General features: G+C 46.5%; 10 protein-coding genes. 8 read left to right on the forward strand and 2 right to left on the reverse strand.

The window, feature by feature from the left end; translation table 11 throughout:
• Nucleotides 1–166 precede the first annotated feature (166 nt).
• Nucleotides 167–1861 carry a PucR family transcriptional regulator gene (locus ACFVS2_RS16010; RefSeq protein WP_390235503.1) on the reverse strand — a complete coding sequence of 565 codons (1695 nt, stop codon included), beginning with the start codon at nt 1859–1861 and terminating at the stop codon, nt 167–169.
• Nucleotides 1862–2077: 216 nt separating this feature from the next.
• Here ACFVS2_RS16010 and ACFVS2_RS16015 point away from each other — a divergent pair, with 216 nt between their 5' ends.
• From ACFVS2_RS16015 to ACFVS2_RS16045, 7 genes are all read left to right on the forward strand, one after another.
• Nucleotides 2078–2686, forward strand: a complete 609-nt coding sequence (locus ACFVS2_RS16015; protein WP_390235506.1) for an ankyrin repeat domain-containing protein — start codon at nt 2078–2080, stop codon at nt 2684–2686.
• 8 nt (nt 2687–2694) lie between these two features.
• A complete protein-coding gene (locus tag ACFVS2_RS16020) occupies nt 2695–3606 on the forward strand; it encodes an oxamate carbamoyltransferase subunit AllH family protein (protein ID WP_390235508.1) in 912 nt (303 codons plus the stop codon).
• Nucleotides 3588–5132, forward strand: coding sequence for an acyl-CoA synthetase FdrA (gene fdrA / locus ACFVS2_RS16025; protein ID WP_390235510.1), 1545 nt, complete (start codon nt 3588–3590; stop codon nt 5130–5132). The genes ACFVS2_RS16020 and fdrA overlap by 19 nt, the downstream gene beginning before the upstream one ends.
• Nucleotides 5133–5134: 2 nt before the next feature.
• Nucleotides 5135–6559, forward strand: coding sequence for a YlbE family protein (locus ACFVS2_RS16030; RefSeq protein ID WP_007726589.1), 1425 nt, complete (start codon nt 5135–5137; stop codon nt 6557–6559).
• A gap of 81 nt (nt 6560–6640) precedes the next feature.
• Nucleotides 6641–8122, forward strand: a complete 1482-nt coding sequence (locus ACFVS2_RS16035; RefSeq protein WP_390236212.1) for a cytosine permease — start codon at nt 6641–6643, stop codon at nt 8120–8122.
• 18 nt (nt 8123–8140) lie between these two features.
• Nucleotides 8141–9091 carry a carbamate kinase gene (arcC, locus tag ACFVS2_RS16040; RefSeq protein WP_106655556.1) on the forward strand — a complete coding sequence of 317 codons (951 nt, stop codon included), beginning with the start codon at nt 8141–8143 and terminating at the stop codon, nt 9089–9091.
• Between the two features lie 27 nt (nt 9092–9118).
• On the forward strand, nt 9119–9571 hold the full coding sequence (locus tag ACFVS2_RS16045; protein ID WP_390235514.1) for a nucleoside deaminase: 453 nt from the start codon (nt 9119–9121) through the stop codon (nt 9569–9571).
• A gap of 132 nt (nt 9572–9703) precedes the next feature.
• On the opposite strand, the gene ACFVS2_RS16050 is transcribed toward ACFVS2_RS16045, so the two are convergent.
• Complete coding sequence (locus ACFVS2_RS16050; RefSeq protein WP_390235516.1) at nt 9704–10153, reverse strand: DinB family protein; 450 nt, start codon at nt 10151–10153, stop codon at nt 9704–9706.
• A 224-nt stretch (nt 10154–10377) separates the two neighbouring features.
• On the opposite strand from ACFVS2_RS16050, the gene ACFVS2_RS16055 reads away from it, so the two are divergent.
• Nucleotides 10378–11823, forward strand: coding sequence for a YcdB/YcdC domain-containing protein (locus tag ACFVS2_RS16055; protein WP_390235518.1), 1446 nt, complete (start codon nt 10378–10380; stop codon nt 11821–11823).
• The last annotated feature ends 600 nt before the right edge of the window (nt 11824–12423 follow it).

Here is a 12423-nt window from a genome sequence, read left to right on the forward strand (position 1 = left end):
GCTATATTAATAATCATATTATACTATATTAACGCGGTAATTTATAAAAGTAATCCGAACTAAAAAAAGGTTGCCGATACTTTCTCGACAACCTGAAGAGCCTCATAAAAGAGGCTCTTATTGTATTTTAAGCGAAATCTTCGACAAGCCCCTACTCTATCGAGCTTTACTCCTTGTGCAAAAGCTTGCCGATCTTGAGCGCCAGCTGGATTTGAAGCAGCTCCTCCGAGTTTTTCAAATCCATGTTCAAAATCTCTTTGATCTTCTCGATCCGGTAAATAAACGTATTGCGGTGAATGAACATCGCTTTCGCCGCTTCACTGACGTTTTGATTGTACAGAAAGTAATTGTCCAAGGTCACCATGAGGCTCGTTCCGAACTCTTGATCATGCTCGTACAGCTTCCCCAGACGCTTCAAAAAGAAGTCTTCCAGTTCAATGTCCTTAATGTTGGAATCCAGGAAATGATAGACGGAGTAATCATCGAAATGGGAGACGTCGCCCTTGCTGTTGAACTTCTGCATCAGGCGGATCGCTTCATGGGCTTCGGAAAAACTCTTATGCAGCGAAGCGATGTTTTTATACTGACGACCGACCCCAATAAAGAACAAGGTTTTCTTGATTTTATCCACGAGAGCGCTGTACAGCTCATTGGCGAATTGCTTCGCTTCACTTACAGACACCACAGGGCGATGTTCATTTTGTCCAATGAGAATGATGATTCGATTGTTCCGATAAAAGCAGGTGATTTCTCCAGGGGCTTTGCTCGAATGGTCATAGACGAGATCGACGCATTTTTTTGCGATCCGATCCAGCTCATACTTGCGATCGATTATATCCTCCAAATTTTCCAGCTCAACCGGCTCGATATTAATAACCATACAAAAATACATGTAGCTCGATTGCAGTCCGTGCAGATCACATAAGGTTTGCAGCGAGTCAGCCGAAGTGATTTTACCTGTGAGTAAGTCATCGAAAAAGTCTTGTCTGATCTTCAGCTTCACTTCCTCGATTTCCCTCGCCTTGATCCGCTCCAGCGCCACGATGGTGGACGCCTGTTCCAACACAATGTAGTCAAATTCAGTAAGCTCCCAAATGGTTTGCCAGACGACGATGTATCCGTAGATGTGATTGGCCACAGCAACGGGTAGAATCCTGCATTTAACCTCATAATCTTTCGCATGGTAGATACGCTTGATCGATTTTTTGATCTGGCTAATATTTTTCGGGACGGACTCGGTGAAGTCCCGGGTAAAAACAGGTCTGTTTTTGCTTAAGGTCAGGCAGGAGTCAAGCGGAATCGGATTGTGCCAGATTTCCGTGTAATGAAGCAGATGCCAGTCCTGATCCAGAATAAGGATCGGATTGTTGATCGTCTCAGACAGCTCGGAGGCAATGCGATCCAGTCCGCCACCTTCCAGCGCAATGCGAAACAGTGCGTTATGCATGTCCAAGGTTTTGCGGTTCAACAAATCATAGCGCCCGGAGGCTTTCTCGTTAATAATGGCAATCACTTTAGACAGCGTGTATTCAAAAGGCAGGGCCAAGAGCGGGAGTCCATACTTGTTGGCATGATCAATCATGTTTTGCGGGATTTGATCAAAATAGCGGTGCATCTTGATGCAGAGCCCAGAGCAGTTGATCTCCGCCAATTCCTTGATGATTGTATTTTGCAGCTCGGGGTTATCCTTGAAAATATATCCGGTGGAGAGCAGTAATTCATTGGAAGACAGCCAGTCAAAAGCATCCGGGTTCTCCATGATATTGACGATGGAGATGACGTTATTGATGCCTTGCTCTCCGGCGATGATTTTGATGCCGTCTATGGATTGAATGGTAAGCAAATCTTTGATGGTCAGCACCCTGTTCACTCCTTTGCCACAAAGGGATTCCTCTAATTGTGCAATGTGCACAAGTGAACCTCAATTTTTTTAGTTTCCATACACAATGACGATTCCATTCATCCTGTCTAAAATAATGATGTAAGTACGGGGTGCTTGTCTAATTGTTTTTTAAAAGAGCAAGCGCTCAGCCAATCTTGGCGGGTTGTTCAATCACGAGATCATGGAGGGCTTACTATGACAGACAAAAGCGTAGTACAAGCATTTCTCGAGGCAGCGGCTGAGGGGAATATCGAAGCACTGAAAAAGCATCTGGAGCAGGGCGTAGATATTAACGCAAGAAACAGACAAAAGCGTACAGCGATTCTGACTGCTGCGATGAACGACAAATTGGAAGCGGTATCGTTTTTGGTAGAAGCGGGTGTAGATGTAGATTTGCAGGATGAGACATGCTTCAACCCGTTCTTGTTCGGTTGCATCAACGGCAAGCTGGAGCTTGTCAAAATGATGATCAAGGCAGGAACAAACCTGGAGTTGTTGACTCGTTTTGGTGGCGTAGGGATTACACCAGCTTGCGAAAAAGGTCATGTGGACATCGTACGTGAGCTCGTAACGACGACTGACATCAACGTAAACCATACTAACTTTGTGGGTTGGACACCACTCATCGAAGCGATTATCCTCAATGATGGCGGCGAGAAGCAACAAACGATCATCAAACTGTTGATTGAGCATGGCTGCAATGTGCAGATGGTAGATAAATACGGCGTAACACCGCTTGAGCTTGCGAGAAGAAAAGGCTACACCGAGATTGAAAAAATCTTGCTGGAAGCTGGAGCAAAGTAAAGCGTCCCATGTACATCCAGGCGTTGTCTGGCGATGCTGGTTTCCTTGAGCGTTTGGCACGAGCAAACTTTAGCGGGACCGTACACAGTGTTTTTGAGCGAACGATCAATCTGACATGCAGCGAAAACGGGGAATTGTACACCATTGGCAACCATCAGCTAGACAATGCACCGAACACGCTCATTATTGATGGGAAAGGTTTTTCAGAGCTGGGGCTGTCCGTTAACGCTCCGGTCATTACGGAAGATAGCACGCTCGTTATTGGAGCGGATTTGCGAATATGGACTCAGCAAGCAACAAAGTGGGAAGTCGAGCTTCCTTCCTATCCTTGTGACATAGAAGGTGTAGATGTATTGCGCAGGAATGTGGCGTTCACGAAAAACTACGTGGACGTATACGGCAAGACGGGGGGCATGAAAATGTCCTCCCAACCTGCCAGTCCGTTTGAGAAAGAGATGTCCCGTATGCTGATCCAGCGTGCAGGCATGCTTTCCGACGATCTGGCGAACAACCGCATAGAGTCAGCTACTCAGCATGCGATAAGTCTTATCGGACTGGGGCCGGGGTTAACACCCTCAGGTGACGATTTTTTAGTGGGATTGTGCAGTGTATACAAAATGCAAAACATTTCCTCTTGTTTGTCATGCCCATTTTTCGATGAAATCGTCCGTTCGTCCCAAGCATTAACGAACGAAATCAGTGCGATCACGCTGAAAAAAGCAGCCCATGGACAAGTAAGAGAGTCGCTAAATGACTTACTTTCATGCATGGTGTCCGGCTCCATGGAAGAGCTTGTCCCTGCTTTAGACAAAATCATCGGGATTGGCTCGTCGTCGGGGACGGATATCCTGCTTGGCATCCTATGTGGTTTGGAACGAAATCTAGAAGCTGGAGGTTATGTATGTCTACCAAAGTCGTAATTAAGCAAAGCACGTATTTTGACTCGGTATCCCTGATGTCTCTATCTACAAAAGCGAATCAAATTGAAGGTGTCGAACAAGCGGTTATCGCGATGGGCACCGACATGAACAAAGAGGTATTGAAAAACGTTGGTTTGCTCACACCTGAGCTGGAAGCAGCGAAAACGAGCGACTTGATGATCGTGGTGAAGGCGGCGACAGACGAGCTGTGCGAGAGCGCTCTCATCGCCATCGAAGAACTGTTCAAGAAAAAAGGCGGCAGCAAATCTGCAACAGAGATCAAATACTCCACGATTGATTCAGCGGCAGCCAGCATTCCAGAGGCAAACCTTGCTGTCATCTCGGTAAACGGTGCATTCGCAGCGAGAGAAGCGAGAAAAGCATTGGAAAACGATCTACATGTCATGCTGTTCAGCGACAACGTGAGCATCGAGGAAGAGATCGCCCTCAAGCAATTCGCACATGAAAAAGGTCTGTTGATGATGGGACCTGACTGCGGTACAGCGATTATCGGCAATGTGGCACTGTGCTTCGGAAACGCTGTGAGAAAAGGCAACATCGGGATCGTAGGTGCATCTGGTACAGGTAGCCAAGAGGTGAGCGTACGTATTCACGACTTCGGCGGCGGTATCACGCAGCTGATCGGTACAGGCGGTCGTGACCTCTCCGAGCAAGTCGGCGGCATCATGATGCTCGACGGAATCAAAGCATTGGAAGAGGATGATGCGACAAAGGTCATCGTGCTCATTTCCAAGCCACCAGCACCAAGTGTACAGAAAAAAGTGTTGGCGCAAGTGAAAAGCTGCAAAAAACCTGTGGTTGTGTACTTCATTGGTGGAGAAGAAACGCCAGTTCTGGAAGCAGGCGGACATTTTGCCAAGACGAGCAAGGAAGCAGCCATCAAAGCAGTTGTGCTGGCCGGTGCCAACGAAGACGAGCTTAACAAGCGCGCACTCAACTGGCCGCTGATTGAAGAAGTGCGGGCAAAGCTGACACCTGAACAAAAATACGTTCGCGGGCTGTTCTGCGGCGGTACGCTGTGCGACGAAGCAATGTACCTCGCGATGGACAAGTATGAAGACGTATACAGCAACATTCAAAAGAAAGCGGACTACAAGCTGAAAAACATCCATGAGAGCAAGGCTCACACTTTCCTCGATATGGGTGATGACGACTTTACAAATGGCAAGCCGCACCCGATGATCGATCCTTCCACGCGCATCGCGAGATTTTTGGAAGAAGCAAAAGATCCTTCTGTCGGCGTCATTCTCATGGACTTCATCTTGGGCTTTGGTTCCCACGAAGATCCAGTAGGCGTGATGCTGCCAGCAATCATCGAAGCAAAAGCACGGGCTGCCAAAGAAGGCAGACATTTGGAAATCCTGGGTTACGTGCTGGGTACCGACCTCGATACACCGAACTTCGATGAGCAAGTGAAGAAGCTGATGGATGCAGGCGTAACGATTGCGAGCAGCAGTACGAACGCAGGTCTTCTGGCTAGAGAATTTGTCGCGAAAGGGGAATAATCATGAGCAAAATCAACGAGCTGTTTAACGGAAAAATTCATGCGATCAATGTAGGGATCGAGTTTTTCAAAGACGATATCATCAAGCAAAATGCCAATGCTTCTCATCTGGATTGGAAGCCACCAGGCGGCGGAAAGCCTGAGCTGATCAACGCTCTCGACAGACTGGAAAACGCTGCTGTCGCAGAGAAAATTGCTGCGGCAAACAAGCTAGCGGTAGAGCGCATCATCAATTCCCAGCCGATGCTCGTCGGCTTCGACCAAGCGATCAATGTGGTACCAGGCATGACGAAAACGACGATTCTGCACGCTGGTCCGCCGATCACTTGGGACAAAATGTGCGGCTCAATGAAAGGTGCTGTAACTGGAGCAATCGTATTCGAGGGCTTGGCAAAAGACATCGAGGAAGCTGAGCAAGTAGCTGCTTCCGGCGCAATCACATTCTCTCCATGCCACGAACACAACTGCGTAGGCTCCATGGCAGGTGTGACATCCGCTTCGATGTTCATGCATGTGGTGAAAAACAAGACGTACGGAAACGTCGCTTACACCAACCTCAGTGAGCAAATGGCTAAAATTTTGCGCATGGGTGCCAACGATGAAAGTGTCATCGCCCGCCTGAACTGGATGCGCGATGTATTGGGACCAATGCTGCGTGATGCGATGAAAATTGCTGGCGAAATCGATCTGCGTCTCATGCTGGCGCAAGCGCTGCACATGGGTGATGAATGCCACAACCGCAATAACGCAGGAACGAGCCTGTTGATTCAAGCGCTGACTCCGTACATTTTGGAGACAGATTTCACAAAAGAACAGAAGCGCGAAGTATTCGACTTCGTAGCGAGCAGCGACTACTTCTCCGGCCCGACATGGATGGCTCTGTGCAAATGCGCACTTGACGCAGCGCACGGAATCGAGAACAGCACAATTGTCACCACGATGGCGCGTAATGGCGTTGAGTTCGGTATCCGTGTAAGCGGTATGGCTGGCAACACATGGTTTACTGGACCAGCACAAAAGGTAATCGGTCCGATGTTTGCAGGCTACAAGCCAGAGGATTCCGGTTTGGATATCGGAGACAGTGCGATCACCGAAACATATGGGATCGGTGGCTTCGCGATGGCGGCAGCTCCAGCGATTGTTGCACTCGTAGGTGGAACAGTTGAAGAAGCGATCGGATTCTCCACCACGATGAAGGAAATTACGACAGCAGAAAATCCAAACGTCACGATTCCTCTCCTGGACTTCCAAGGTGTCGCAACAGGAATCGATATTCGTCAGGTGATCCAAACAGGTATTCTGCCGATTATCAACACAGCCATTGCGCATAAAGACGCAGGTATCGGCATGATCGGTGCGGGTATTACGTATCCGCCAATGGAAGCTTTTGAAAAGGCATTGCTCGCAGTGACAGAAACGATTAGCTAATAGCTTTTCATCCTAGGTGACTCAGCTTTCGCAGCAAATGAAGGTTGCGAAAGCTGGGTTGAATGAGGAAGGTGAATGAACATGGGACAGGCAAACGTAAAGGAATCATATGAAGAATTCAAGTCCTATGGATACGCGGACGATATTTTGCCAAAGACTTCCGAAAATCGAGATTGGGGCACCTTTAACTACGTAACTGTGTGGATGGGCGCTGTGCATAATCTCATGTCATACATGACGGTAGCCGGATTCTTTGTCCTTGGATTATCCGTTCCGCAAGTCTTGTGGGCAGTCATGATTGCTGCCTTAATTGTCTCGGCGGGCTATGTGTTGAATGGCTATGCGGGACAGAAGTATGGGATTGGCTATTCGATGCTGTTGCGCAGCTCCTTTGGTGTAAAAGGCTCGATCATTCCTGCTATATGTCGTGGGCTTATCGCTGGGGTTGTGTTTTTTGGGACAAAAACAATTATTGGCGCACAATCCTTCAATGTCATTTTTGAGAAAATCTTCCCTGGCTATATGAATATGGTTCCAGGCTTTGATTTTCTCGGATTAGATTTCCCGACGATGCTTTCTTATGTGATCCTTTGGGTCATTACGGTTGGATTGTTTTTAGGTGGAATGAAAATTCTCAGTCTGTTTAGTAAATGGTCTTCACCGATCATCTATATTTTCATCGTGGGTGCAGCGATTTGGGCGATCAGTGTTGCTGGCGGATTTGGTCCGATTTTTGCCTATACTCCTGCCAAACCGATGGAAAATTGGCTTGTGTTTATCGCATGTGTAAGTGCATTGGTATCGAACTGGGGTGGCCCGATTGTAAATATTGCAGACCTTACGCAACGGGCAAAACACCCGAAGGCTCCGATGATTGGTCTGCCGCTTGGAATGATTGCATCCTACATCCTGTTTGGAATTACGTGTGTAGGATTGTTGGTTGGAACGCAAATCGCGTTTGGCATCACAGACTTTAATGTAGTCGTTGCCATTAATCAAATTGGGAATCCTGTTGCCGTCATTATCTTGTTGCTGGCACTGAATATAGGTTCGACGAGCTATGTTGTGTTTGGGAATTTGCTTCCATCTGGACTGCAAATGACAGCGCTTCTTCCGAAAATGTTTACAGTGAAATCAGCGGCTATCTTAACAGCTGTATTGGGGACTGTCATTTTACCTTGGAAGCTGGTGAATGGCACAGCAGCACTGTATATGTTCTATAGCTTTATCGGCTCCATGTACGGTCCTATCACAGGGATCATGCTGGTTAGCTTCTTCATTGAAAGAAAAAGAAAGCTGGATTTATCTGGCATCTACGTAAAACCAGGTGAAAACGGTGAATACAAAAACGGCTTTAATATGGTGGCATGCGGCGTATTGATCGTCAGCTTCTTGATTACGCTATCCGGCTCTTTCTTGCCAAATGTGCCACTATTGGCAAACATCAGCAAGTCTGCTTTCCTTAGCGGGATGATTATCTCCAGTGTTCTCTATGCATTGAGTTATAAATGGAACAAACCAAGCACGATCACGCAGAGTGAAACAGCTGCAAAAGTATCTTAACAAAGGGAGAAGTGCCCAGTGGAAAAACTCGTTATTGTTGCTATCGGCGGCAACTCATTAGTGAAGGATAATGGTCGTAACACGATTCAAGACCAGTATGAAGCGGTATGTGAAACCGCGGCAAATATAGCAGATATGGTGCAAGAAGGTTACAACGTTGTCGTTACTCATGGCAATGGACCGCAGGTTGGATTTGCTTTGCAAAGATGCGAAATCGCCAATGAAGTGTCCGGGATGCCTACGATCCCGCTGGTCAATTGCGTGGCGGATACGCAGGGCGGAATCGGCTACCAAATCCAGCAGGCACTCACTAACGAATTCGCCAAAAGAGGAATCAACAAAAAGGTTGCGAGTGTCATCACACAGGTAGAAGTCAGCAAGGATGATCCGAACTTCGAAAATCCAACGAAGCCAGTCGGCTCCTTCTTCACGCTGGAGCAGGCGGAAGAGATGCGCAAAGAGCATCCGGACTGGGTATTTATCGAGGATTCTGGTCGCGGCTACAGAAGAGTGGTTCCTTCCCCTAAGCCAATCGACATCGTGGAAAAAGACGCAATCAAATCGTTGATCGAAGCGGGATATGTGGTAGTCGCTGTTGGCGGCGGTGGTATTCCGGTTGTGAAAACGGGCGAAAATACGTACGATGGGATTGATGCTGTCATCGACAAAGATTTTGCCACCAGCTTGCTGGCAGAGCAAATCGATGCACAGACACTGATCATTACGACAGGTGTTCCGCAGGTATGCATTAACTTCGGCAAGCCGAATCAAAAGGCGCTGGAGCGCATCACGGTAGAGGAAACGAAGCAATACGTTCGTGAAGAGCACTTCGCAAAAGGCAGCATGCTGCCAAAAATCGAGGCAAGCCTGAGCTTTTTGGAGAAAAATGGGTCAAGCGTGATCATTACGAACCCGGAGAGCTTAAAGGATGCGATTACGAACAAAGCAGGGACACACATCGTAAAATAAAGGCCTCTTGAGGGAGGATGCAAGTCGATGGATTACATGAAGCTGGCAGTGGAAAAAACAATGGAAGGCATGAACAACAAGCTCGGGGGACCTTTTGGAGCAGCTGTCGTGAAAGGGGACGAAATCATCGCCGTATGCAGCAATCGCATGATGGCAGATATGGACCCGTCCCAGCACGCAGAGATGGTAGCCATTCGCGAAGCGTGCAAGACGCTAGGCACGATGGACCTGACAGGCTGCGAAATTTACGCGACATGCGAGCCTTGCCCGATGTGCGTGGGCGCTATCATCTGGTCCGGCATCAAGGTCGTTCATTACTGCTCGACTGCGGAGGATGCGCATGAGAACGGTTTTTCGGATAAGCATCTTCGCGACTATTTTTCCGGTAAGGATCAGAGTGTTTTGAACATGATCAAGGTCGAGAAGCGTGAGGACTGCGATCAGTTGTTTACGCACTATCACAGGCTGAACAAAGAGTAGTAGGTAACTAAATAGCAGACAAGAAACACGGAAGTTCAGAGCATGAAAAAAGGGCCTTATATGGGCCCTTTTTCTCTTTGTTATTTTCCCTAAATTCAACAGTAGTTGAACAAAGCTACTACCCCGAATCATTTATCTCACAAATGTAATAAAGTCAACATTAACTGGATCAATACCAACTGCTCGAAGTCGTGAGTTAATCTGCCCTCGATGATACTGACCATGCAATGCTACATGAGTTAAAATATCCCGTACAGAATACGTAAACTCTCTTCCTTTACTATTCGTGTAGGATATTATTTTATCTAGGTCAGTATTTGTCAAATTCGTAAAAAAAGCTGAGAAGCTCTCTTCATTTTGTTTAACAAGTTCTGCACAGATCTCTAAATCGGCCTCCGACCATATGGGAAGTTGTGAACTGTCCATTCCACGTAATCTAGATATCCATATTTTCTCAGCATGAAGGATATGGGAAAATAAACGCCATATCTCCTGATTTTCATCTTCCATACTTTGCAGTGTTTTAAAAATACGTTGGTTAGCCCAATCTAAATGTTCATACATTTTTTGGATGGTTTTCAAAGTGAATCACCCTCTACCAATTCTTCTGCCCGTTCGTTGAGCAATGCCGTCAGCCTACCTCTTTATTATTTCAGTCTACAACATTATTATCTAGTCTAAAATTTTTATATTTTCGGACAGATAAAGTCATTTTTCTTGTGAAACAGTCGGCAGTGTGACAATCATTTCCAGATATCGTCTTATTGTGTGAGCTTCAACGTCAAGAAAAGATGGAGGATACACGTATGACCTCTCAAAGGCGTTATCCTGTACTAGCAAGCAGCGTTCTACTAACAGCTACACTGCTCCTGTCACCAGCCTCGGGCACAGTCTTGGCAAATCAAGCAGGCAACCAACACGCAGCAGCTCATCTTCAGGAAAATCAGTTAAGCGAAAAGGCAAAACTGACGGAGCAAAAGCTGCAAATGCTCGTCCCTGCGCTGGATGACACATCAAGACAGATTACCTTGGAAACGAAAGACCAGCCTGTGTACGAAATCCGTTATGAAAAAAATAACGAATTCTTTGCCAGAGCCTATATCCATGCAGAAACCGGGAAACTGCTTACGTATTTATTGAATGACAAGGATCTTGAAAATCCTGATGACAAGCTGGCCTATAAGAGCGCTGATACCTTCATGGAGGGGTGGATCGGTGAAATGCGCAGCTTGTACAAGGTAACGCGGCTTCCTGTAGGCGATGTCATCTATAGCCGCTATGTAAATGGCATTGAGGTAGTTGGTGATGAGTTTCAGCTGGCAGTAAACAGTGCGGGACAGGTAACCAGCGTTTCGGAAGGAGAAAACACGCTGACAAACGTCAATCCCGCTGACTTCCTCCCTCCAGCCCAGGTGATGAAGAAAGATCAACTCAGTCGTTTTATCCCACCTCAACTGCAACTCATGTACATTCTTGATGAAAATAAGACCGATCTCGTCTACTCCACTGTAGACTCCCATTATTTGGACGCAGTAACAGGTGCTGAGTTGATCCGTGATCGGCAATACATAACCTGGAGGTGGAAACCAATCTCCCTCACGCCTGGTGGAAAAGCAGTAAAGGTGAGGAATGAGCAGGAGGCAACGCGGATTTACGAAAGCGAGTTTGGTATCAGCTTGAACGGAAGTACCTTCAACGGCGTCAGAAACGAGAAGGAAAGAGTCTATGTTTCCCCTGATGAAAATGAGGTTTTGTTTACGAAGGATGGCGTTGTGATCGGTTTTATAAGCTATTCGAACGCCAAACCCCAAAAAGGGAAGGCAACATTGTCCGAAGAGCAGGTTCTTGAGAAAGCTGTTCAGTTCATGCAAACCTATCTCAAACAGGAAGAAAAGGAGTTCTACTACAGGGTGAATCCTGATAGGGAGAATCCACATAAGTATGTAGTAGAGTTTGTGCCATCTGTTGAGGGACTTCCGCTGGTATACGGACGAAGCATTGATGTTAGTGTGAAAGGAGTCACAGGGAAAATCACCGAGTACCATCAAAAACTCGACCAAAATCCTGCCAAGCTCCCGGATAAGAGGAAGGCTGTCTCCATAGATGCAGCAGCCAAAGCCTTACTGGCGAAACCCACTAAACTGTTATACATCTACCCATTCATTAATGGAGAAAGGTTGGCCAAACCGGTTCTTGCCTATACCATCGTTGGTAACGATATCAATGCCCTGACAGGTAAGGTCAACGAATAGGTAGAATGAAATTGAGTAGGCAATTAGGGAGCTGATGTTTAATATGAACCGGTGCTTTGTTTGTAATTATAATGAACTTTTGGAGCCTCCATACAATGGAAAGGGAATACCTTCAGACGAAATATGCCCGTGTTGTGGATTTCACTATGGTTATGATGACGATGATGTACCTGGCAAAGAGTTAGTTTACAAAAATTGGAGAGATAATTGGGTTAGGAATGGATGCATCTGGTTTTCAAAAGGGCGACTCCCTCCTGTTGGCTGGAATTCAATCGAACAATTAAACAGAAGGAAATAAATGATACCTAGGGCTGCCCTATTTGTAGAATTATCTACTTTCAGGCAGCCTTCTTGATAGGCCAAAATATTAGAAGCTCACACCAAATATGAGCCTCTTTATCTGAGGGCAGTGACGGTTTCAGCTTACAACGTAACATTATTGGAAAGTTTGGTTGTGTCACGAAATGGTCGAAGGAAACGAATCATCCGATTTATCCTGAGTCATTCAAATTTGTGATAATATAAGAAAAATATGAGACAGAACACGAATGAAGAGACAGCGAGTGAAAAGAAATCTAATTTCTGCTAGCTTCTTTTAAA

It is taken from the genome of Brevibacillus sp. NPDC058079 (genome assembly GCF_042885155.1).
In the GTDB taxonomy this organism is placed as follows: domain Bacteria; phylum Bacillota; class Bacilli; order Brevibacillales; family Brevibacillaceae; genus Brevibacillus.